The organism is Humibacter ginsengiterrae (assembly GCF_054780115.1).
Window position 1 is genome coordinate 88275 of the sequence record NZ_BAAGWY010000011.1, and the last position, 22518, is coordinate 110792.

18 protein-coding genes and 1 tRNA gene are annotated in these 22518 nt (G+C 66.6%); 12 read left to right on the forward strand and 7 right to left on the reverse strand.

The genetic code is table 11. From position 1 onward, the window contains the following. Nucleotides 1-5: 5 nt before the first annotated feature. The 4 genes from ACYVII_RS13520 to ACYVII_RS13535 all read left to right on the forward strand — a co-directional run bounded on the left by ACYVII_RS13520 (nucleotide 6) and on the right by ACYVII_RS13535 (nucleotide 5971). Complete coding sequence (locus ACYVII_RS13520) at nucleotides 6-737, forward strand: CDP-alcohol phosphatidyltransferase family protein (protein WP_460535901.1); 732 nt, start codon at nucleotides 6-8, stop codon at nucleotides 735-737. A gap of 85 nt (nucleotides 738-822) precedes the next feature. Further along, nucleotides 823-1227 (forward strand): hypothetical protein, encoded by a 405-nt coding sequence (locus tag ACYVII_RS13525; protein ID WP_460535903.1) that lies wholly within the window; start codon nucleotides 823-825, stop codon nucleotides 1225-1227. Nucleotides 1228-1426: 199 nt separating this feature from the next. Further along, complete coding sequence (locus tag ACYVII_RS13530; RefSeq protein ID WP_460535905.1) at nucleotides 1427-2650, forward strand: DUF4185 domain-containing protein; 1224 nt, start codon at nucleotides 1427-1429, stop codon at nucleotides 2648-2650. Nucleotides 2651-2731: 81 nt separating this feature from the next. Beyond that, a complete protein-coding gene (locus ACYVII_RS13535; RefSeq protein ID WP_460535908.1) occupies nucleotides 2732-5971 on the forward strand; it encodes a GH92 family glycosyl hydrolase in 3240 nt (1079 codons plus the stop codon). On the opposite strand, the gene ACYVII_RS13540 is transcribed toward ACYVII_RS13535, so the two are convergent. Continuing rightward, nucleotides 5954-6904 (reverse strand): N-acetylglucosamine kinase, encoded by a 951-nt coding sequence (locus tag ACYVII_RS13540; RefSeq protein WP_460535910.1) that lies wholly within the window; start codon nucleotides 6902-6904, stop codon nucleotides 5954-5956. The two genes, ACYVII_RS13535 and ACYVII_RS13540, sit on opposite strands and share 18 nt — an antisense overlap. Next, nucleotides 6901-8043 (reverse strand): ROK family protein, encoded by a 1143-nt coding sequence (locus ACYVII_RS13545; protein WP_460535912.1) that lies wholly within the window; start codon nucleotides 8041-8043, stop codon nucleotides 6901-6903. Before ACYVII_RS13545 ends, ACYVII_RS13540 begins: the two co-directional genes overlap by 4 nt. Before the next feature lie 421 nt (nucleotides 8044-8464). Here ACYVII_RS13545 and ACYVII_RS13550 point away from each other — a divergent pair, with 421 nt between their 5' ends. The 8 genes from ACYVII_RS13550 (at nucleotide 8465) to ACYVII_RS13585 (ending at nucleotide 17603) form a co-directional block, all read left to right on the forward strand. Continuing rightward, nucleotides 8465-9778 carry a type 2 periplasmic-binding domain-containing protein gene (locus ACYVII_RS13550; protein WP_460535914.1) on the forward strand — a complete coding sequence of 438 codons (1314 nt, stop codon included), beginning with the start codon at nucleotides 8465-8467 and terminating at the stop codon, nucleotides 9776-9778. Between the two features lie 22 nt (nucleotides 9779-9800). After that, the gene (locus tag ACYVII_RS13555; protein WP_460535916.1) at nucleotides 9801-10754 is read left to right on the forward strand and encodes a carbohydrate ABC transporter permease; all 954 of its coding nucleotides are present in this window, start codon (nucleotides 9801-9803) and stop codon (nucleotides 10752-10754) included. Nucleotides 10755-10846: 92 nt separating this feature from the next. Beyond that, the gene (locus ACYVII_RS13560) at nucleotides 10847-11674 is read left to right on the forward strand and encodes a carbohydrate ABC transporter permease (protein WP_460535918.1); all 828 of its coding nucleotides are present in this window, start codon (nucleotides 10847-10849) and stop codon (nucleotides 11672-11674) included. Then, on the forward strand, nucleotides 11674-12663 hold the full coding sequence (locus tag ACYVII_RS13565) for an SIS domain-containing protein (RefSeq protein ID WP_460535920.1): 990 nt from the start codon (nucleotides 11674-11676) through the stop codon (nucleotides 12661-12663). The genes ACYVII_RS13560 and ACYVII_RS13565 overlap by 1 nt, the downstream gene beginning before the upstream one ends. A 44-nt stretch (nucleotides 12664-12707) precedes the next feature. Beyond that, on the forward strand, nucleotides 12708-14417 hold the full coding sequence (locus ACYVII_RS13570; protein WP_460535922.1) for a hypothetical protein: 1710 nt from the start codon (nucleotides 12708-12710) through the stop codon (nucleotides 14415-14417). Next, entirely contained in the window at nucleotides 14414-15607 is a 1194-nt protein-coding gene (locus ACYVII_RS13575; RefSeq protein ID WP_460535924.1) for a Gfo/Idh/MocA family protein, read from the forward strand. The genes ACYVII_RS13570 and ACYVII_RS13575 overlap by 4 nt, the downstream gene beginning before the upstream one ends. A gap of 133 nt (nucleotides 15608-15740) precedes the next feature. Then, entirely contained in the window at nucleotides 15741-16073 is a 333-nt protein-coding gene (locus ACYVII_RS13580; protein ID WP_460535926.1) for a hypothetical protein, read from the forward strand. A gap of 87 nt (nucleotides 16074-16160) precedes the next feature. Beyond that, a complete protein-coding gene (locus ACYVII_RS13585) occupies nucleotides 16161-17603 on the forward strand; it encodes a phytoene desaturase family protein (protein ID WP_460535928.1) in 1443 nt (480 codons plus the stop codon). 7 nt (nucleotides 17604-17610) lie between these two features. On the opposite strand, the gene ACYVII_RS13590 is transcribed toward ACYVII_RS13585, so the two are convergent. The 5 genes from ACYVII_RS13590 to ACYVII_RS13610 form a co-directional block, all read right to left on the reverse strand. Beyond that, nucleotides 17611-17997, reverse strand: a complete 387-nt coding sequence (locus ACYVII_RS13590) for a TraR/DksA family transcriptional regulator (protein ID WP_460535930.1) — start codon at nucleotides 17995-17997, stop codon at nucleotides 17611-17613. 15 nt (nucleotides 17998-18012) lie between these two features. Beyond that, nucleotides 18013-19278, reverse strand: coding sequence for an SLC5/6 family protein (locus tag ACYVII_RS13595; protein ID WP_460536003.1), 1266 nt, complete (start codon nucleotides 19276-19278; stop codon nucleotides 18013-18015). 227 nt (nucleotides 19279-19505) lie between these two features. Beyond that, entirely contained in the window at nucleotides 19506-20336 is an 831-nt protein-coding gene (locus ACYVII_RS13600) for an inositol monophosphatase family protein (protein ID WP_460535932.1), read from the reverse strand. Nucleotides 20337-20358: 22 nt separating this feature from the next. Then, a tRNA-Lys gene (locus ACYVII_RS13605) sits at nucleotides 20359-20431 on the reverse strand. 111 nt (nucleotides 20432-20542) lie between these two features. Continuing rightward, nucleotides 20543-22405 (reverse strand): 2-isopropylmalate synthase, encoded by a 1863-nt coding sequence (locus ACYVII_RS13610; RefSeq protein WP_460535934.1) that lies wholly within the window; start codon nucleotides 22403-22405, stop codon nucleotides 20543-20545. Between the last annotated feature and the right edge of the window lie 113 nt (nucleotides 22406-22518).

Consider the following 22518-nt stretch of genomic DNA (forward strand, 5'->3'; position numbering starts at 1 on the left):
GGCATATGGGAACGGTTCAGTCGGCTCCCTGGTGGTGGGCTGCGGCCGGGCTGACCGCCATCGGCGTCGTGCACTCCGTCACGCCGCTCTCTCCTGCTGCTTTCGCGGCAGGGCTCGCGTACCTGCTTGCGTCATCCGTCCTGCTCTCGCTCGGCCTCCGACGGGGTGAAGCGGCACGCTTCGGTCCGGCGAACGCGGTGACGGCGACCCGCTCCGTGCTCGTCGCGATCGTGACAGCGATGGTCGTCTCGTCGTTCAGCACGCCGGTCCAGGCACCGATCCTGGTCTCGACCGTCGCAGTCGCGCTCGCGCTCGACGCGGTCGATGGTTATGTCGCGCGCCGAACGGGGACCGTGACCGAGCTCGGGGCACGATTCGACATGGAGGTCGACGCGTTCCTGCTACTCGTGCTGTGCGCGTACGACCTGCGATACGTGGGTGCCTGGGTTCTCGCGATCGGGCTGATGCGATACGCGTTCGTCGGCGCGGCGTGGCTGCTTCCCTGGATGGGCGCATCCTTGCCACCTCGGTACTGGCGCAAGGTCGTCACTGCGATTTGCGGCATCGCCCTCACGATGGTGGCGACGGGCTCGCTTCCTGGATGGCTCGACTCGGCCCTGGCCGGGATCGCACTCGTGTTGCTCATCGAATCGTTCGGGAGGGACGTCGTGTGGCTAGTTCGCACCAGGCAACGCGTTGCCGTCGAGGAACCTGCCCGGGTGCGACCGCACAGTTGACCGTGACGTGAACCGGCGAAGCTCCTCCGTCGTGTCTGAAGCAGAGAGCCCTCGACGGGGGCAACGATCGAAAGCAGGTAGGGTCATGGCCGCGAGCAGGCAGAGCATCCAATGGTTGTGGCGCATTCTGAGCGTCATCGTCCTGGTCTTCGTGGGAGGCATCCATCTCTTCCTCGTCTTCGACGGCGTCGGCGGACTACTTGGCACGCTCTTCGTGCTCAACTCCGTGGCGGCGTTCGTGCTGGCGATCGCCATACTCGTCTTTCGCGATCGCCTGCTGCAGGCGGCGCTCGCGCTCGGTCTGCTGTTCCTCATCGCAAGCCTGCTCGCCCTCTGGCTGGCGCTGACCGTCGGCCTGTTCGGCATCCGGGAGGTGTGGACGTTCACCCTCGTTCCCGAGACCGTGGTCGTCGAGTCGGTGGGCATCGTCATACTGGCGATCGCGACCGGTGTGGCGTTGCGTGATTCACGGCAAGCGCAAGCCGCCTGATAGCCGGTTAGAGGCGGATGCCCGCGCTGCGCTCCTCCCGCTGTTGACGCCGGGAGAATCCTGAGCTGTCGCGGCTGCACCAGGTTCTGAGGCGCGATCAATGATGTCATCGTTGACAATCGAATGTCATCGTTGACATACTGGGCGGCGGCCACGTACGAACCTGGCCGTAAGCGCTCAGTGAGGAGTGACGATCGCGATGACATTACGGAAATTGATCGGCGCGGCAGGAGTGTTGGGCACCGTCCTGACACTGCTGGTGGCTTCCCCCGCCATGGCGACGGCACCGCCTTCATCCCACTCCGGCGGGCAGCCGGCCGATCCGAACGGCGGACTGGTGGTCAAGGACGTTCAGTTCCTCGGCCCGGTCGATCAGAACGCACACGTCGTCGCGCGCGACAACGGGCAAAGCGTCGAGTATCAGGGGAAGTCCTACTGGTTCTTCGACGACACGATGCTCCAGAATCCGACGGGCTTCCTCTCCAGCACAGCCGCCGTCACCACCGATCTGAACGCCGGCGACGGGATCAGCCTGCAGTCGGCGAACCCGTTCGACCTGACCGACACCGGTTCTCCGACCGAGTTCGTCCCGTACTCCGCCGCCGAGGTGCAGTTCCAGAAGGACCACGCCTCCAGCGACTGCACCGGCTCGACGGACGTCTTCTGCGGCACGCAGTTCGCGTTCTGGCCGGGTTCTGCCGTCGCCGACCCGGCGCACCACCGTATCCTCGTCTTCTACGGCAAACTCTGCCGCGGTGGGCTCGACACCGGCCCGTGCGCGTCTGGATTCGTCGGTCAGGCTCTCGGCAGCGGAATCGTCTCGGTCGACATGCGCACGCACCAGATCACTCGCTTGAACATCGAGAACCAGGACACCTCCCTGACCAGCCCCGAAGGCACCGATCGCACCCTCCTCTTCTCGCCCTCGCAGAACTTCGGCAACGGCGGGACGGTGCTCGTAGGAAACGAGCTCTACGCCTACGGCAATTGCTCGAGCACGAACGCGTGCGGCGTCGCGCGCGTGCGGATCGACCGTGTGCAAGACAGGGCCGCCTGGAGCTTCTACGCGGGAACATCCAATGGCCGGCCGGTGTGGTCGGGTGACGCGGCGGCCACGGTTGCGGTCATGACCGGCGGCGCCGCGGGGGAGACGGTTCAGTACGATCCGGCGACCAAGCTCTACATGAACAGCTACATGCCCTTCCTCAGCCACCAGGTCTACTACCAGACCTCCCCGACCCCGTGGGGGCCGTGGAGCTCACCGGAGGTCCTGTACACGGCTCCGACGACCAGTGGCGTCGAGTACGCGGCCTTCGCGCATCCGGAGTACACGACCAACGACGGGTTGACCCGCTACTACACGTACTACACTTCCTCGACCGGTCAGCAGTTGCTCGTGAAGGTCGACTTCACGAAGGACTGAAAGCGGATCCCTTGTGTCAGCGTTGGTTCGAGTGCCAACGCTGACACAGGGCGGCAGGTCCGCAGATCGGGAGAACGCACAGTGAGCGATGAAGCCCTCGTTCGAGACCGTCACCGTGATGGCGACTTCGATCGAAAGACCGAGACGGGCGATGGGCTGCGCATCAGGGAGGGCGACGGGCCCGGGGTGGCACCAGCGGACAGGGCGGGTGTCGGCTTCGATCGGGGGCCCTGCCTGGCATATTCCGTTTCGCCTGCGTCGGCGGATCACGACGCTGTCATCATCGCCTCGGTCGATCACCTGGTTCTCGCCGAAGACGAGGTGCGGGTGGCCTTCTTCCCCGAGTGGGGCGAGCCCGTCGGAGACGAGCTCGACGTCGCCGGGTCGTATGTCGGCATCCGCGTGCGTTTCGCGGACGGCACGACGACCGGCGACGATCTGCTGGATCAGTACGGTATCGCCGCCTCGCCGCAGGCGCAGGGCGACTCCGGAACGCTTCCGCCCTTCCAGTGGACGCTCAAGCGCTTCGCGTTGTCGTCGTGGGCCGGTGCGCGTGCGACGACGATCGAGCTGGTCTGGGCCGCACCCGCGCCCACGACTGCTTTGTCGGGCGGGCCTCTGGCGAGCGGCTGGGTCGAATACGTCGGGATCGCCGCATCTCCACGCCGGGGCCCCGATCCGATCGACTGGGCAGACACGCGTCGCGGCACGCGTTCGACGAGCGAGTTGTCTCGCGGGAACACCGTTCCCATCGCGTCGCATCCGCACGGTTCCGTCTTCGCCGTTCCGGTGACCGACGCATCCCGCGATGACTGGGTCTACACCTGGTCAGCGCACGCTGACGAGCACGGGCGGACGGGACTCGAGGCGCTCGCGATCTCGAGCATCCCGAGCCCATGGGTCGGGGAGCGCGGCTCGCTGCAGGTGTTCCCCGTCGCCAGGGACGGCGCCTCGGATCGCCGTGCCCGGCGACGCACATTCCGGCACGACGCGGAGTCGGCGCGACCTCACGAGTACTCCGTTGTGTTCGACGACGGCTCCAGCGCGGCCGCTCGTGCCGGAAGGCACGCCGTCGAATTCGAGTTCACCGACCCGACGGGGATCTCGGCGCTCGTGATCGACCAGCTCACCGACGACGGCGATATCGCGGAGGAACTCGACGGCCACGGCCGGCTCGCCGTGGCCGCCCGGGTCGATGGGACGTCTCGAACCTCGCAGGGCGCACCGGCGCGCTTCGTCTGGATCACCTGCGACGCGCAGGTTCGAGCGATGCGGGTCGATCCCGATTCACCGCGCCCTCGTACCTGCCGGGTACTCGAACTAGCCGCGCCGGCGACGGCGGTCCGCGTACGGATAGGAGTCTCCTACGTCGGCGTCGAGACAGCACAGATGCATGCGGAGCGCGAGATGCCGTGGTCGGTGAGTTCCGCGGACATCGCCGAGCGCGGCCGCAGGGCTTGGGAGCCGTACGTCACGGCTCTCGACCTCGGCGGCGCTACGGACGAGGAGCGAGTAAGCCTTGTCTCTTCACTCGCTCGGATGCATGTCTACCCGAACGACGTCGGCGAACCGCTGGCCGACGGCCGCATCGTGCATGTCGACAACGTGAGCCCGAGTCCGTCTCCGGACGGCGCTCGCAGCACCTCACGCCGCGTGCTCGACGGAGCGGCGGTGGTCAACAACGGCTTCTGGGACACGTACCGCACAATCTGGCCGTGGTTCGCTCTGAGGGACCCGGAGCAGGCGGCACGCTTGTTCGGGGGCATGCTGGCGCACGGCAGGGACGGCGGATGGATGCCTCGATGGAGCGCACCCGGCTATGCCGACGCGATGGTCGGAACCAGTTCCGATATCGTGGCCGCCACCATTCTGCAGGCCGATCCGAACTGGAGCAGCGCGGAGGCGGCGTACGATCTCGCGGTTCGCAACGCCACCGTGCCGCCAGCCAGGTCTGCAGTCGGGCGCCGCGGTCTCGACCGCTCGCGGTTCCGCGGATGGGTGGACGACTCCGTCCCCGAATCCGTTTCGTGGACGCTCGAAGGTGCGACCTGCGACGCAGCGATCGCGCGGATGGCTCGCACGTTGCACGAGCGCGACCCGCACGGGCCGCGAGCGGACGAGTTCGCAGCCGACGCCGCCTACTTCGCCCTGCGATCGCGGGACTACGTGAACCTGTTCGATTCCGAGACGGGATTCTTCCGGGGGCGGGACGAGCACGGAAGGATGCGCGACGGCTTCGACGCGCGACGCTGGGGAGGCGACTATACCGAGACCAATGCGTGGGGGATGGCCTTCGCGGTTCCGCAGGACCCGGACGGTCTGGCGGCTCTGCATGGCGGTCGTGCGGGACTGCGCCGCGCCCTCGACACGTTCTTCTCCACCCCCGAGACGGCGCACCCGCGGTGGCGCGGCAGCTATCCGACGGTGATCCACGAGATGGTCGAAGCACGGAACATGCGGATGGGGATGTTCGGTCTCTCCAATCAGCCCGCGCACCACATCCCCTATCTGTACGCGGCCACGGACCGCCCCTGGCGCACCCAGGAGATCGTCGGTGCCGCTGTGCGCACGCGATTCACGGGCTCGGATATCGGCGCAGGGTACCCGGGAGACGAGGACAACGGCGAGATGTCGGCGTGGTTGGTGCTCTCATCCCTCGGGCTGTACCCGTTGATGCCCGGCGCGGAGTTCGTGCTCACGACGCCGTTGCTCCCGCTGATGCGCTTACACCGTCCGATCGGCGACCTCGTGGTCGAAGCCCGGGGGGATTCGAGGCGCGACCGGTTCGTGCAGGGCGTCACCGTCGACGGACAACCATGGGATCGGCCCGTGATCCCGGCGGCGGTGCTGGCGACCGCGGCCCGCATCGTCTTTTCGCTCGGCGAGGCGCCAAGCCGCTGGGGAGCGCCGAGCGGCGACGAGCCGAAGCCGCCTTCCGCGCGGCGGGACCTGACCCGTGGATCGCGCATTTTCGGCGTTCCCGGCTGCCAGGTTCTGATCGACGACCGCGGGGCATCCGTCGTATCGCTCGCTCCCGGCGGCAGTTGCACCATCGAACCCGCCCAGGCACTTCCGGCGTCGGTATACACCGTGACCATTGCGTCTGCCGGGGACTATCGCTGGCGCGTCAGCGCGGAGTCAGTCGATGGCGGCCACCGCACGCGCGAGGTCGCTGCTGAATGGGATCTGGCTAATCGGACGCGAGCGTTCGCGGTACCCGCGGCCGGCGCCGTCCGTCGGTTCACGATCGAGAATTCCAGCGGGCGACCGCTTCCGCTCACTCAGCTGGAACTGTTCGAGGCCTCAGGATCTCAACGCTGAGGTCGAGGGCCGGCTGCGAGCCTGTGGCGTTGCTTCGGCGGCGAGACGCAGGGCGCCCTCAACCGGTGACACGTCGAGGACCCTCAGCTCGAGCGGGCGACGGAATTCGTTGAGACGCCGTCTCACTTCCCGGCGCAGAACTGGCTGATTGACGATCACCCCGCCCGCGGCCACGACGTGATCACCGAGTCCTCCGCGACGCACCACGGAGGCTACTCCGCCGACCAAGCGCTCCGCGGCGAATCCGATCGAGTCCCGCGCCAGTGCCGATCCGAGGCGATCCGCCTCGAAGACGAGCGCGGCGGCCGAACCCCAGCTATCGGGGGAGGCGGAAACGGTCGCCGACACCGCGAGTTCCGCCGCGCTGTGCGCCCCGTGATGAGTCAGGAGGGATGCGATGAGCGGGTCGTCGCTTGCGTCGGCACCCGCGTCCATTACGGCGAGCGTCCTGATCAAGGCGTCTCGTACAAGGCCGGGTCCACTGCCCCAATCGCCCAGAAGCCAGCCGTGACCGTCGGCCGTGACCCGTGTTCCGGTCGCATCCCGGGCGCTCACGATCGATCCGGTGCCCACCACCATCGCGATAGCGCGTTCCATCCCCATGGCGGGAGCCAGGAGGTCGGCGTCGTTCTCGATGCGCACGGGAATGCCCAGGGCACGGGAGACGACATCGCGAGCGAGTTCGAGTGCGTCTTCGGTGTCGCAGTCACGCAGCCCGATCACCACGCTTGTCCCCACCCCGATGTCGGCGTGGGCAGCGATCCACGATGCGAGAGCGACGAGGTTGTGGTCGTCGGCGAAGAGGTGCCCGTTGCGCCACTCGGACGACGCTCGCGCGACGTCTCGTCGTGCACCGCGAGCATCGACGAGGGCCAGGTGGGTCTTCGTTCCGCCGACGTCGACACCTACCAGGCGATCCGGATGCCCCTTCATGCCAGGTAAGTGGTCGTGCGCGCGCGCTCGATTGCGAGATCTCCGATGCCCGTGATCGCGGCGTCGAAGCCGAACCGACTGGGCACGATGCGGGGCACCGACGGGATGCGACCGACGAGTCGCCTCGTGATCTGTTCCGCAGAAAGTGCGCTGTACTGAGCGAAGGCGCCCGCGAGCACGATGACACTCGGTGCGACGACGACGGCGGTGGCCGCGCAGATCAGAGCGATGTTGTCGAAGAACTGATCTCTGGCCCGCACCGCGTCGGCGTCTCCCTCCTCGACGAGCTTCATCATCGCGCGGAAGGCCGGACCGATCCGGCGATCGAGGTGGCCGTCGCCGTGCTGCATATAGGGCCGGATCTCGCCGGAGATGCGGCCCTCGACATCGCCCATGTCGGTGAAGTAGCGCGAGAACGACTTCGTCGAAGTGAGCAGATAACCCAACTCGCCTGCGACGGAACCCGAGCCTCGGTGGATGCGCCCTTCGCTGACGATGCCCGCACCGATTCCGGTGCCCAGCACCAGAGCGACGGCGCTTTCGGCATCCCGTGCTGCGCCGTGCAGCAGCTCGCTGTACGCAGTGGCGTTGGCGTCGTTCTCGGCCAGCACGGGAAGTCCGGTGCGCTCCGTCACGATGCTCGCAACGGGAACATCGCGCCAGTCCAGCTCGATGGCGTTGACCACGACGCCCTCGTGGGTGATGCCGGGAAGGGCGATGCCGATACCGGTGAGCGGCGCATCCGTTCCGGAATCGCCTGACGTGATGCGATCGATCAGGGTCAGAAGTCCCTCGAGTCGTGCCGTCGAAGCGTCGACGTCTCGGAAGTTGAACGGCTCGTAGGTCTCGTAGAGCACATTGCCGCTGAGGTCGATGATGCGGCCGCGCGCGTTGTTCTCGGTCATGTCGACGGCGGCGACGGTGCGGATGCCCGCCACGTACTTCAGGAGGTGCGATGGCCGGCCGGTGGAGGAACGGTCCACCCCGCCATGCACGATCGCGCCCTCCTCGAGAAGGGCCTGACAGAGTCGTTCGACCGTGGCGGAACTGAGCCCCGTGTTCTGGCCGATGGCTCGTCGTGAGAGCGGTCCGTTCGAACGCAGGAGATCGAGGATCGCCGTGCGGTTGATGGCGGTCACATCCCTGGTAGTAGCGGTTCGCGGCGAGAGCCGGGAGTGGCCCGATCTGTGCGGGACCGGGGCGGACGGATCCCTGCGCCGGCCGGATCCCGCCCGTGCGGGCGTCCTGTTGCCCCCCTCGTTCGTGGACGTCACGATCGCGTTCCCTTCCGGTCACCAATGGTTGCAGCATGCACCGCCGTGCAGCCGATAGTCGACTCGCGCGGCCGCTTGGCGGGAATCATCTCGATACCCCGCCTCTGCGTGGATGGTTTCGTCTCAGAGTGAAGACTCCGAATATCCACGCGTTCTAACGTGAGGCGACAATATACGAGGCTGCGCATTGCCACTTATCCATCATAGTGATATGAATGTCTGCAACAACCCTCGCAGGCCGTTCCGGACCAAGCGGAAAGGCTCTGCCCCATCGAAGGAATCAATGATGACTCTCAAGAAATCGCTGGCCGGGATGTCGCGTACGCGCCGCCTCCTTGGTGCGGTGGCGGCGGTCTCCGCCGCAGCACTCGTGCTCGCCGGGTGCTCATCCTCCGGTTCGAGCTCGGCGAGCGATACGAAGAAGCTCACGCTGTGGTTGTCGTCGAGTGCTGCTCAGCAGGCGGGCTACGACCAGCTCGCCGCGCAGTATAAGAAGAAGACGGGCGTATCGATCAAGATCGTGAACATCCCGTACAGCGGGTACACGACGAAGCTTCGCGATGCGGCACAGGCGAACGCGCTGCCCGACATCGCGAGCGTTCCGTCCCTCGATCCGATCTGGACGAACAAGCTCATCGACTTGTCCTCGATCGTGAAGACGAAGGCGAATCACATCAACGAGAACTTCATCGCCAAGACGTCCAAGGGACAGGTTCTGGCGATCCCATCGGATGTCACGGCATCCGGTCTCTTCATCAACAAGAGCCTCTTCGACAAGGCAGGGGTGTCCTACCCGACCTCGCCAGGCAAGACGTGGACCTGGCCTGAGTTCATCAAGGCCGCCGACCAGGTGCGCCAAGCCACAGGAGCCAAGTACGACCTCACCTACGATGCGTCGCCTTCGCGTCTTCGCGCGATGGTCTACGAGATGGGTGGCAAGTACGTGCACGCCGACTCGAGCGGCACTTTCTCGACCGACGCCGCGACGGCGAAGGCGGTCAAGTACTTCGTGAGTCTGAACAACGACGTCACCATGCCCAAGTCGGTCTGGACCAGCGGCGCCGACCCGTCGGCGCTCTTCCAGAGCGGCCAGGTGGTCGCCTACTGGTCGGGTGTGTGGCAGGTTTCCTCGTTCGCAGAGACCATCACCAAGTTCGATTGGGCCAGCGTGCCGACACCGGCGCAGCCGGTGCAGGCCAGCGATGTGAACTCGGGCGGACTGGTCGTCGGCTTCAACAACAACTCGAGCGAGGCCACAGCGGCGAAGGACTTCCTGACCTGGATGTACCAGCCCGCGCAGTACAAGAAGCTCACAGAGGTGAACGGGTACCTCCCGGTGGAGAGCGGACTCAACCCGCAGTACCCCTTCACGTCGACGGCCGCGCAGGATGCCTTCAAGCTGTACAACGAGGAGCTCCCGCTGTACGCCTCCATCTCGGGTTACTTCAACCAGGCGCAGACCAAGTGGGTTCTTGCGGGCAAGTCGTTGACCACGGACCCGAGCGTTACGGAGATCGGCAAGGCCATCAACGGCCAGGAGACGGTGGATGTCGCACTCAAGAACATCGTGGACAGCTACAACCAGCAGGTCGGCAAGTAGGCCGACCGATCAGCGATCCACGATGACGATCACCGGAACGGCGGCAGCTCGATCCGCTTCGGAGCAGGGACGCCGAGTCCCTGCTCCGAAGGGGCGTCGCCGTGTGCGCCTCAACCACTACACGGCGGCGCCGCTCGCGCTCATCGCCGCCAACGTCGTTCTCTTCGGGCTCTTCTTCGTCTGGCCGGCGGCCATCGGCCTCGGCTATTCGTTCACGAACTACACGGGAGTAGGCGACCCGCAATTCGTCGGCGTGAGCAACTACACGCAGCTCCTCGCCGACCCCGGCTTCTATGCCGCTCTGCTGCGAACGTTCGAGTACACGGTGCTCGTCGTGCCCATCAGCTACGCGCTCTCCTTGTTCATCGCGAACCTCATGGTGAGCAAGTACGCCAAGGGCAAGGTCGCCGCACGACTGATCTTCTTCATCCCCTGGCTCGTCTCGCCGATCATCACCGGTGTCGTCTGGCGCTGGCTGTTCGGTGAGAACTTCGGGCTCATCAACTTCGTCGTCGAGTCGCTCGGGGGCAAGGCCGTTCCGTGGCAGTCGAACGCGACCCTCTCGCTCCTCGTGGTGGTCTTTGCGGCCACATGGGCCGGGATGGCGTTCTCGATGCTCTTGTTCATCGCAGCGATCAAGAACGTTCCGACCTCGTACTACGAGGCGGCATCGCTCGACGGAGCAGGTCCGGTTCGGCTGTTCTTCTCGATCACGCTGCCGAACATCGCGCCGACCTCGTTCATCGTCATCCTGCTCACCACGATCGGCACGATGAAGGAGTACGCCCTCTTCCTCTCGCTGAACAACGGCGGGCCCGGGACCGACAACAACCTCCTGGTGCAGTACATCTACCAGACGGGCTTCCAGCGCGGCCAGATCGGCTACGCGAGCGCGGCCAGCTTCATCCTGATGATCATCCTCATGGCCGTTGCACTCATCCAGCTGGCTGTGAACCGGAAGGCAGGTCCCCGATGACGACGCAGGCAGAAGTGCTCAACGACCGTCAGGGTGCACGCGCTGGTTCGATGAAGAGTCGCCCGTCTCGCAGAAAGAGCAGAAAGAAGGGCATGGCGCCTGGCGAACTCGGGAGACATCTCTCGGCGACGACTCTGCTGTGGGTCTTCGCGATCGGATTCGCCTTCCCGCTCCTCTGGTTCATCCTGAGCTCGTTCAAGCCGTCGGGCGACCTGTTCTCCTACCCGTTGACCCTGTTCCCGAAACAGTGGACCATCACCGGTTACCAGACGGCGTGGCAGAGCTTCAACTTCGCCCAGTATTTCGCAAACACGATCATCGTCGCCGTCGTCACGACTGTGCTGACCGTCGCCGCGAGCTGCGCGTCGGGCTACGCGCTTGCCAAGTACTCGAACCGATGGCTCAAGGTGTTCTTCGTGTGCATCCTCGCCACGACGATGCTGCCCACCGAGGTCATGCTCGCGCCCTCGTTCCTTGTCGTTCGCGACCTCGGCCTCTACAACTCGCTCGCCGGCATCATCGTGCCGTCGATCCTCACGGCGACCGGCGTGCTCATGTTCCGCGGGTTCTTCCTGACGGTGCCTGACGAGATCGTCGAGGCGGCGCGCATCGACGGAGCCAAGGAGCTGTCGATCTTCTTCCGCATCATGGTTCCGGTGTCACGCCCCATCATGCTCACGCTGGCGATCTTCTCGTTCCAGTGGCGATGGAACGACTACATCTGGCCGCTGCTCGTGCTCAACGACCCGAACAAGTTCACGCTGCAGATCGGCATCGAAAGCATCGTGGGCGCGCAGAACATCAACTGGTCGGTGCTGCTCGGGGCATCGGTGATATCGATCATCCCGCTGATCCTCATCTATCTCGTCTTCCAGAAGTATGTGATGAACGCCAACATCAACGCTGGGCTGAAGGATTGATGGAGTTCGTCTCATTCGCGGAGGCGATGGATTCGCAGCCCGCCCGACTCGCCAGGCTCGAATCGGAGCTGGATGCCCGCCTTACCGAGTTTCCCGCAGAGATCCTTCCGTGGCGCGCGGGGGAGACGGTCGTGCTCGCCGCCATGGGAGCTGCGCACCATTCCACCCACGCGTTCGCTCGGCTGCTCCGCGCGGCGGGAATCCGGGCGCTGCCGTTGATCGCCTCAGAGGGCAGGGGTCTCAAAGCCGCGAGCCTCGGCGATCACGTGGTGGTCGTCTCGGAATCCGGTCGTAGCCCCGAGCCGATCGAGTTCGCGCGTGCGTTCGCGGCCGGTAGGCGAATGGCGATCACGAACGATCCCGCCGCACCCGTGGCCGAGATCGCTGATGCCGTGATCGAGCTGGGCGACTTCCCCGACTCCCGCGCGTACACGGTGGGGTTCACCGCGATGCTGGTCGCGTACCGGGGGCTCGCGCGAGCCCTCGGAATCGCCTCAGGCAGCGGATCCATCGCGGCGGAAGTGGGTGAGGCTCTCCAGCGCTTCGTCCGTCCCGCCGACGACTTCGCGCACGTGCTGGCCGGCGCATCCTCGATCGACGTCATCGGAGCCGGCGACTCCTTCGCCGCCGCGGCGGAGATCGCCTTGCTCTCCCGGGAATGCCTGCGCATTCCGGCATCCGCGTACTCGACGCACCAGTATCTGCACGGTCCGATGGAGTCGGTGGATGGCACTACCGCGGTCATCCTCGTCGGAGACTCGCGTGAACGTGCGATCCCCGATTCGCTGGAACGATCCGGTGCGACATGCATCACCGTCGGTCGCGCTCACGACGGCGAGCTCGCGGACTTCGATACCGGCAGAGCCGACGGGCTGGCACGCGTCGCGGTCGAGGTGGTCGCAGGGCAGCGGCTCATGGCCGCGGCGATAGGACGGCTGCCGTTCGAGATCGAGGAGTTCGTGCACAGTCAGACGGATACGAAGGTGTGAACCACCGGACCCGCAGCTCAGCACCACATCGAGGAAAGGTTCCCGTGTTCGATACGCACTTTCACGACGCCGTCGTAGCGGCGGCCACGCGACGGGCCGCCGTGCTGCTTGCGCAGGGCGGCCCGACCATCTCGGCGCAGTCGCACCGTGAGCTGATGCGAGACGCCAAGGTGCTGCTCTCGCTGGTGGCGTCCGGTGACGTGAGCGAGCAGGAGCGCGGCCGGTATCTGGCTGCTGCGATCGAACGCGTCGAACTGCTGCGCGCTCGGCAATCGCGCTCCGGGCTGTTCGTCGGCGGTGACAACCTGGAGTCACCGCCCGACAGCGCGTTCACGGTGAACGACGTATGCGACACCTACGAGTTCCTCCACTCGCGGGTGCGGACAACTCGACCGAATGGTCCGCGGAACGAGCTCGATGAGATTCTCGATGTGCTTGCCGCGATCATCCGCGACGTCACCCCGCCGCTGCTCGCAGGCGGGGTGCACACGCCGAACCATCGCTGGGAGATCAGCGCCGCGCTCGCTCGCATTCACCGCTCCTTCTCCGACCGTCGGCTCATCGAACGGGCCGAGGAGTGGCTCGCTGAGGGCGTGGACGTCGACCCGGATGGCCTCTATTCGGAGCGCAGCCCGAACTACGCGGCGCACGTGAGCAATCCGTCGCTGAGCCTCTTGGCGGAGGTACTGGAGAGGCCCGATCTTGCTGACGTCGTGCTGCGGAATCTCGAGGCGACGCTCACGCTGATCCGGCCTGATGACACGGTGGAAACGGTCCAGTCGCGACGGCAGGATCAGGGCGCGCACTTTCCTCTGCGGGACTACCTCGCCGCGTTCCGCGACGCCGCCATCCGCTCCGGACGCGGCGATTTCGCCACCGCGGCTCGCCGCGCCGAAGGCGACGGCGTGACCGATCCTGAGCTTCTGGCCGAGACGCTACTGAACCCGAGACTGCTCGAGCCGCTACCAGCGGCGCGGAAGAACGCGACGGGTTCCTACTTCCTCGAGGCCGTCGCGCTGGCCGGACGGCGAAGCGAGAGAACCGAAACCGTTCTATACGGCGGATCGGACTACGGAACGCATGGACGCATCCGTTCGGGGCTCGCCAACAACCCCACCTTCTGCAGGTTGTTCGCGGGAGCGGCGATCCTCGACTCCGTGCGGCTGTCCCGCTCGTTCTTCGACCTGGGACCCTTCCGGGCGCAAGGCATGTGCCGCCTGAAGGACGACTCCTACCTGCTCGAGGAGACGCTCACGGCCGCGTACTACCAGCCTCTGGCTGCCGAGGACCGGGCAGCGGCGGGCGGATACCGACTGGAAGACGAGGGGCGCTTCAGCGCGTCGATGGCGTTCTCCGTGCGAGGCAGGGATCAGGTGTCGATGACGACTCGGATCGGGGCTCGGCTTCTCGACGAAGGCCTCATTCTCGAGGTGTCCATCGACTCGCCTGAGCTGCCGTGGTCGATCGAATTCGGCTTCCGGGAAGGCGGCGTGCTCGAGGGGGGAGAGCGGAGAGCGGATGACACGTGGGTGTTACCCGAAGGACGAGGCAGATATCGAGTCGGTGCGGATGCGATCAGCATCGAGGTCGATGGGCCGCAGCTCAGCAGTGACCCGCTGCCGTACCAACCGGGCCAGGACTACGCGTTTCTCGGTGGGACGGATGCGGTCGGCGGGATTCGCGCCCGAGTAGGAGGAATCGCGCCTGCGGCGTTCACGGTGCGTCTGCTTGCGGAATCCGGAACAGCACAGTGACGTCGACGACAGAGACCTCTACGCGGGGTGGGCCGGACGCCGTAGCGCGCCCGGCCCGCATCGCGGTGGTGGGTGTTCACGGCTACGGCGCCGCGCACGTGCTCAGGGTGCAGGAGCTTGAGCGGTCGGGAAAGGCTCGCCTCGTGGGGCTCGTCGACACGTTCGACGGTCCGATCTACCGCGAGGGAAGGCGAGTGGAAGGCGACCTTCCGCGCATCCTGCCCAGCCTGGAGGACTTGCTCGACTCCACCGCGGTGGACATCGTGGCAATAGCCACGCCGCTGCACACGCATGCGGAGCTCGCATCGCGGGTGCTCCGCGCGGGTGCCGACGTTCTGCTCGAGAAGCCGCCGGTCACCGATCTGGCCGCGTTCGAGGCTCTGAGTCAGGTGGAGCGACGCACAGGTGGGCTCGTGCAAGTGGGATTCCAGAGCCTGGGATCGCTGGCGCTCGCCGAACTGCGTCTGGTCATCGCGAGGGGACAACTGGGGACGATCGAAGCGATCGGAGCGGGAGGCTCCTGGACGAGAGACCGCGCCTACTGGGGGAGGGCGCCGTGGGCGGGTCGAAGGATGCTGAACGGTCATCGTGTCTCGGACGGAGCGGTCTCCAACCCCTTCGCCCATGCCGTCATGACGGCATTGACCGTGGCGGGCTGGAATGCACCGGATGCCATCGGATCGGTCGAGACCGACCTGCACCGCGCGAACGCGATCGACGTGGACGACACGTCTGTCGTGCGCGTCCTTCCGAGCACAGCGGGGAGGGCCACGTTCGACGGGGCCCTCACGTGCGCTTTCACACTCGCTGGACCACGCGAGGACAGCCCGTTCGTCATGGTTCGAGGCTCGAAGGGCACCGCGGTGCTGCATTACACGGAGGATCGGCTCACCCTGCCACAGAACGGCGCGCAGCGATTCGGTCGCGTCGACCTCATGCAGAACCTGATGGATGCCCGCGCGAGAAGCGCCGAGTTGCTGTCGCCGTTGAGCGCCACGGGCGCTTTCGTCTCCGTCATCGAAGCCGTGGGCGCGGCCCCTGTCCACGCGATCGAACCGGAGAACGTGCGGTGGCGTGGCGCCGGAGAGCACGCGCATCCGGTGATCCCGGGAATCGTCGAGAAAATCGAACTGGCGTTGTCGCGCGAACAACTCTTCCGTGAACTGCCCGAGGCGCCCTGGGCCAGGTGACGGTGCGCCCATAAGGAGACAGGGCGCAAGCATGCCACGCGCCGCCGCTCTTCGCCAGGGCCTTATGCGGATGCCGGTGCCGCTATTGAATGTCAAAGCGCGAACCGCCGAACACCGGCGAACGGAGGCCCCCATGAAACAACTGCTCGTCGCGGCCACACGCATCTGCACCGAGGACGCCGTGGCGGATGCCCTGCTCGACTACGAATTCGCGCTCGCGGAGCATCACCGCACGGAGCGCGTCATCGTTCCGGTCTTCGTCAACGAGGGTGACACGGTGTGCGAGTTCATCCTTGGACGCGGCGCCATCTCGGGCTCTCTTACCCTGCCGAACACAGCGGGTCGGCGCATCGCAGGATCGTCGGTTGCCGTGAGCGAGTTGCGCGAGCGCGCGCGCATGGTCCGCGACGAGCTCTCCAGTCCATTCGAGGACGATTGGTACGCGGAAGCGTCACCCGACGATTGATTCCGGTAGTCCAACGGGGAAGCGGCGACATGCGTCGTCCCGATCGGCTAGAACGGAGTTGATCGGTCACCGCTGGGAGGACGAGCTGTGCAAGACGTCGTGGTCGTGGGGTCGGGGCCCAATGGGCTAGCGGCGGCCGTCACGCTCGCTCGTGCCGGACTCTCCGTGACGGTGCTCGAGGGCAGTGAGCACATCGGAGGCGGCAGCGCGTCGGCCGAACTCACGATTCCGGGAGTTGTGCACGACGTCTGCTCCGCGGTGCATCCGATGGCGCTCGCCAGCGAGTTCTTCCGGAGGTTCGAGCTGGAGCGCCGCATCGAGCTCCTGGTGCCGGAGATCTCCTACGGGCATCCGCTCGAGGACGGCCGGGCGGCGATCGCCTACCGTGACCTCGAACGCACGGCAGCGGGATTGGCGGCAGACGGTGAGACGTGGCGACGACTGTTCGCTCCGTTCGCCCGGGACGACGGACGAGCGCTCTCCGAGGTGATGGGGCGTCCGCTACTGCGTGTGCCGAGGCATCCGCTCGCGCTCGTTCGCTTCGGACTGCACTCGCTCAGGCACGGAACTCGCCTGTGGAAAGGCGCTTTCGAGACCCAGGAGGCCGCTGCGCTGCTGACCGGTGTCTTCGCGCACACGATTCAACGGATGCCTTCCCTCGGCTCCGCCGCACCCGGTCTTACACTTGCCGCGTTCGCGCACTGCGGTGGCTGGCCGATTCCTCGTGGTGGGAGCGGAGCGATCGCGACCGCTCTGGCAGACGACCTGGTGGCCCACGGCGGGCGCATCGAGACCGGTGCGTGGGTGCGGAGCCTCGACGAGCTCCCGCCGGCACGGGCGACGATTCTGGATGTCACCCCCCGCGCCTTCCTGCGGCTGGCGGCCGACCGGCTGCGCACGCCGCGGCCCTACCGCACGTTCCGTTACGGAAACGCCGCCGCGAAAGCGGACTTCGTGCTCTCCGATCCGGTGCCGTGGCGCAACGCGGAGTTGCGCAGCGCCGTGACAGTGCACGTCGGCGGGTCGCGCGCCGAGCTGGCGAAAGCGGAGGATGCCGTCGCTGCAGGACGTCATGCGAGGCATCCGTATGTGCTCACTGCGCAGCCGACCCTGCTCGATCCGGGCCGCGCGCCCGGACGCCACGTGCTCTGGGCATACACACACGTACCCGCCGGGTCGGTCGACGATCCGACTGAGGCCATCGTGCAGCGCATCGAGCAGTTCGCTCCAGGGTTCAGGGACACGATCGTCGCGAGCAACGGTCAGAGCGCCGAACAGCTCGACGAGCGGAACCCGAACGACGTGGCCGGCGATATCGCATCTGGTGCGGTGAGCTTCGGGCAGTTGATCGCGCGGCCGACCTTCGGGCCGTACCCGTGGCAGACCCCGGTGCGAGGCGTCTACCTGTGCTCTGCTTCGACGTGGCCGGGACCCGGTGTACACGGTCTCGGCGGATGGAACGCAGCGCTACGGGCGCTGCAGCGTGAATTCGGCATCTCGACGAAGCCCGATCTGTCGATCGGCGCGTGATCAGTCGTCAATGCGACTCGAGCGCCTTCGCGCAGTCGATGCACAGTTCCGCGAACGGGCGGGCTCGCAGCCGGGCCACGCCGATCGGCTTTCCGCAGTTCATGCAGACACCGTACGTTCCGGCCGCGAGGTGAGCGAGCGCGTGATCGATCTCGGTCAGTTCCAGTTCGAGATCGTCGTGCAGCCCGGTCAATTGCGACCACGTCGCGGCCATCGTCGGGCCCTCGGGGTCGTGCTCGTCGTCGGCCTGTCCGCCTGACCGTGCCTCGCGGGCATCGCTGAGCGAGGCATCCAGCCTGCCCTGCCTCGCCAGCACCTCTCGGCGTCGCACATCGAGTGCGTCGTGGAATTCACGCCGTTGGGCGTCTGTCAGGCTTCTTTGCACGGAAGACACGCGCTGATAGTAGCCCTACACCGCCCCGATGGCAGTCAGTATGATCAGCGCGCCGTTCAGAGTGACGATCGCCGCGGCGGTGGCGATCCCCGCCAGCCGCAAGGCCGTGCGGTTCGCGAACGCTCCCATCGTGTCGCGTCGCGAGGTGAACCACACCAGGGGGATCACCGCGAACGGAATGCCCACGCTCAGCACGACCTGGCTGATGACGAGGGCCCAGGTCGGGTCGATGCCCAGGCCGAGAACCACGAGAGCGGGGACGAGGGTGATAGTGCGTCGGACGAGGACGGGCACCCGCACCCGCAGAAGCCCCGACATGACGGAGGCGCCCGCATAGCAGCCGACGGAGGTTGACGCGAGCCCGGATGCCAGCAGCCCGATGCCGAAGATCACGCCGACCGCCGGGCCCAGTGCATGTGTGATCGCGGTGTGGGCTCCCTCGATGCTGTCCGTCCCGCCCACGCCGGGCAAGCTGGCTGCGGCGAGCAGCAGCATCGCGATGTTCACCGAGCCGGCCAGGAGGAGGGCGAAGATCACGTCCCATCTGTTCGCGCGAAGCAGATGCCGCACACGCTTCGGATCGTCGGATGCCCCGTGCCGGTCGAGGGCGAGTGCCGAGTGCAGGTACACGGCGTGCGGCATGACGGTCGCGCCGAGCATGCTGGCCGCCAGCAGAACGGACCGTGCCCCTTCGAACCGTGGCATGACACCCGTGGCCGCGGCTCCCCAATCGACGGGGCTGACGACAAACGACGCGACGAATCCGATCGTGATCACGGCCAGCAGGCCCATCATCACGAACTCGAACGTGCGCTGCCCCCGCCGTGATTGCACGGCGAGGATGCCCATGGAGACGACCCCGACGACGACCCCGCCGAGCAGCAGCGGGAGTCCGAACAGGATCTGCAGCGCTATCGCTCCGCCGATCACCTCGGCCAGGTCGGTTGCCGCTGCGATGATCTCCGCCTGCGCCCAGTAGAGCAGGCGCGCGGTGCGCGGCATCCGCTCCCCGAGGAGCTCCGGCAGGCTCCGGCCGGTGACGATGCCGAGCTTCGCCGACAGGTATTGGACGACGACCGCCATGACGTTCGCCGCAACCAGCACCCAGACCAGCAGATACCGGTATTCGGCACCGGCCGTCAGGTTCGCCGCCACATTGCCCGGGTCTACATAGGCGATCGCGGCGACGAACGCAGGCCCGATCAGCCAGAGAAGCCGGCGTTCTGCAGGCCGGCCGGCGCGGATGCTCGCGGTGGACTGCTCGACCGACTCCCGCGTCATCGCCTCACGACCTGTCATGCAAAGTTAGACGAGTCTAACTCCTGAGCTAAGACAGGCTGAACCACCGTGGTCCCGACGATCGGAGGCGAAGACGACGGGGCGACGGAGTCAGCCGGTGTCCGCTTCTCGGGCGGCTCTCCGCGCCGAACGCAACGACCCACGCTCCGTCACCGTCGCCGGTTCCGGGTGATCGCCCGCGCCCGGGTGCCGGCCGTGCGAAACGACGTTCAGCCGCGCAACAGGTGCAGGAACTCCTCGTGGATGGCGCCGTTGGTGGCCACCGCACTGCCGTCCCAGAGCGCCGCTGAGCCGTCGGACGCCGTGACGCGACCGCCGGCCTCTTCGACGATGGGAATCAGTGCGGCGATGTCGTAGGGATGCAGACCGAACTCCGCGACCGCCTCGATGAGGCCTTCGGCGAGCAGCGCGTAGGCCCACACATCCCCATAAGCGCGATCGCGCCAGACGGTTCTGGTGAGGGCGATGAGCTGATCGAGGTGCCCCGAGCGGTCCCACTGCTGAATGCTCTGAAAGCTGATTGCGGCATCCGCGAGCTTGCGGATGCCCGACACCCGCAGCCGCGTCGGCTCGCCTCCGCCTTCGCTCGCCCATGCACCGTTGCCCACGGACGCCCACCACCGCTTGCCCGCCGTGCCGGCCAGCGCGGGGGAACTGGCGACGCCGAGCACCGGTACGCCGTCGACGACGAGCCCGATGAGGGTGCCCCACATGGGCAGGCCGCGCTCGTAGCTGTGCGTTCCGTCGATCGGATCGATGATCCACAAGCGGTGGGCAGCTCGAGGGTCGCCGCCGACGCTTCCGTACTCCTCGCCGAGGATCTCGTCGCCTTCGCGCTCGGTCTCGATCAGTTCGCGGATCGCACGCTCGACGGCCTGATCGGCATCCGTCACGTGCGTGCGGTCCGGTTTCGTCGTCACGTGCAAATCGTTCGCACGGAATCGCGCACCGGAGATGGAGTCTGCCGCATCGGCGAGCCGGAGAGCGAACCGAAGATCGTCTTCGAGGTCGGGCACGGGCGAAAGCCTTTCTCGAGCCATCGACGGGAGGAGAGAAAGAAAGTGCGCCCCCAGGGACTTGAACCCTGAACCCACTGATTAAGAGTCAGTTGCTCTGCCGATTGAGCTAGAGGCGCATGGTGCGACTTCACGAGAACTGCCGAACCGAAGCACAACGATAGCATCCGCCCACGGTCGGGTGCGAATCGCTCCGAGGCACCGAGAAGCCGCACGAAGGTGGCGCGAGGCTATGCCGCTGAGGCCGATGCGTCCCCGTCCGGCCGGTCGACGTGATCCGATGCACGCACCCGCTCCGCCGCCGCAAGCACCGCCCCGACGGTGGCCTTGAGTACCGAGCGGTCACGACCCGCGGCCCAGTGCGGTCCGTCGGCCCCGCGGTACTCGAGCACGGTCACGGCATCGCTCGACGACCCCTCGGTGGTCGACATCTGGGTGAGCGAGAGCACCTCGAACCGGATGCCGCGTGCCGACAGTGCTTCCGTCAGCGCCTCCACGGGCCCGACGCCGGCGTGCTCGGTCGTGTGCTCCACACCCTCGACACGCAACCGGATGCGTGTGCTCTCCACCGCGTCCCACGCGGCGTCGCTCTCGCCTCGTCCGCCTTCGCTGACGTCGAACCCGGCCAGTTCGATTCCGGGATCACCGGGTGCAGCCAGGTAGGCATCCTGGAACAGCCGCCACAACTGCTCGGCCGTGACCTCCTCGCCCGTCGTGTCGGTGTGCCGCTGCACATGCCGCGCGAAATCGATCTGCAGCCGGCGGGGGAGCGAGAGCCCGTACTCGGTCTCGAGCAGGTAGGCGATGCCGCCCTTGCCGGACTGCGAGTTGACCCGCACGACCGCGTCGTAGCTGCGGCCGATGTCGGCCGGGTCGATCGGCAGGTACGGCACCCGCCAGTCGAGCTCGCGTTCAGGCACGCCGGTCTCCTGCGCCCGGGCGCGATGCTCGCCGAACCCCTTGCGAATGGCATCCTGATGCGTGCCGCTGAAGGCCGTGTGCACGAGGTCGCCGACATACGGATGCCGCTCGTGCACCGGCATGCGTGTGCAGTGCTCGACGGTGCGGCGCACCTCGTCGATGTCGCTGAAGTCGATCATCGGGTCGATGCCCTGCGCGTGCAGGTTCAGCGCCAGTGTGGCGAGGTCGACGTTGCCCGTGCGCTCACCGTTGCCGAACACGCATCCCTCCACCCGCTGCGCTCCGGCCAGCACGGCGAGCTCGGCGCACGCGATGCCCGTGCCCCTGTCGTTGTGCGGGTGCACCGACAGGATGACGGCGTTTCGCCTCGCCAGGTTGCGGTGCATGTATTCGATCTGGTCCGCGTACACGTTCGGCGTCGCCACCTCCACCGTGGCGGGGAGGTTCAGGATGACCGGGCGCTCCGGTGAGGCATCCCAGAACTGTGTCACCTCGTCGCAGACCTCCAGCACGTAGTCGGGTTCGGTCAGGTTGAAGACCTCGGGCGAGAACTCGTACCGCACACGCTGCTCATCCCCGGTCAGGCGCAGGATGTCTGCAGCGCCGCCGAGGATCACCCGCTTCAGCGCGTCCCGGTCGTGACCGAGCACGACGTTGCGCCAGGTCGGCGCAGTGGCCGCGTACATGTGGATGACGACGTGGTTGCGGATGCCCCGTACGGACTCGACCGTGCGCTCGATCAGCTCTCGCCGGGCAGGAGTGAACACGACGATGGTGACGTCGTCGGGAGCGATCGGCGCTCCGGCTTCGGCCGTGTCGACGATGAGGCGCACGAAATCGAAGTCGGTCTGCGAAGCGGAGGGATAGCCGACCTCGATCTCCTTGTATCCCATGGCGACGAGCAGCTCGAAGAACCGTCTTTTACGGGCGGGGTCCATTGGCTCGGCGAGCGCCTGGTTGCCGTCGCGCAGGTCGACCGGCACCCAGAGCGGCGCCTTCGTGAGCCGTCGGGACGGCCAGGAGCGGTCCGTGAGCGGCACGGCCACGCGGTTGTAGACATCCGTGTAGCGGTGCGAGGGCATCTGGGAACGCCGTTGACGGTTCCACGAGGGGGAGTCATCGGGAACGAGGCCCGTTGGCGTGGAGATGGTGGGAAATGCGGTGCCGGACATGATCGGTGATCCTTGCTTCTCGTGGTCTGATCGACCGGCACGCGACGACCTCCACGGCGGGAGGCCGGTCGTCGATCAGGCCCCGCCGTGGCGGCGAAGAAGAAGGAGCCCGG

Excerpts from the sequence above, each read along its gene's own strand:
- ACYVII_RS13595 (WP_460536003.1), bottom strand. The coding sequence starts at position 19,278 with ATGACGCGGGAGTCGGTCGAGCAGTCCACCGCGAGCATCCGCGCCGGC.
- ACYVII_RS13600 (WP_460535932.1), bottom strand. The coding sequence starts at position 20,336 with ATGGCTCGAGAAAGGCTTTCGCCCGTGCCCGACCTCGAAGACGATCTT.
- ACYVII_RS13610 (WP_460535934.1), bottom strand. The coding sequence starts at position 22,405 with ATGTCCGGCACCGCATTTCCCACCATCTCCACGCCAACGGGCCTCGTT.
- ACYVII_RS13550 (WP_460535914.1), top strand. The coding sequence starts at position 8,465 with ATGACTCTCAAGAAATCGCTGGCCGGGATGTCGCGTACGCGCCGCCTC.
- ACYVII_RS13565 (WP_460535920.1), top strand. The coding sequence starts at position 11,674 with ATGGAGTTCGTCTCATTCGCGGAGGCGATGGATTCGCAGCCCGCCCGA.
- ACYVII_RS13540 (WP_460535910.1), bottom strand. The coding sequence starts at position 6,904 with ATGAAGGGGCATCCGGATCGCCTGGTAGGTGTCGACGTCGGCGGAACG.
- ACYVII_RS13560 (WP_460535918.1), top strand. The coding sequence starts at position 10,847 with ATGGCGCCTGGCGAACTCGGGAGACATCTCTCGGCGACGACTCTGCTG.
- ACYVII_RS13530 (WP_460535905.1), top strand. The coding sequence starts at position 1,427 with ATGACATTACGGAAATTGATCGGCGCGGCAGGAGTGTTGGGCACCGTC.
- ACYVII_RS13580 (WP_460535926.1), top strand. The coding sequence starts at position 15,741 with ATGAAACAACTGCTCGTCGCGGCCACACGCATCTGCACCGAGGACGCC.
- ACYVII_RS13520 (WP_460535901.1), top strand. The coding sequence starts at position 6 with ATGGGAACGGTTCAGTCGGCTCCCTGGTGGTGGGCTGCGGCCGGGCTG.
- ACYVII_RS13555 (WP_460535916.1), top strand. The coding sequence starts at position 9,801 with ATGACGATCACCGGAACGGCGGCAGCTCGATCCGCTTCGGAGCAGGGA.
- ACYVII_RS13525 (WP_460535903.1), top strand. The coding sequence starts at position 823 with ATGGCCGCGAGCAGGCAGAGCATCCAATGGTTGTGGCGCATTCTGAGC.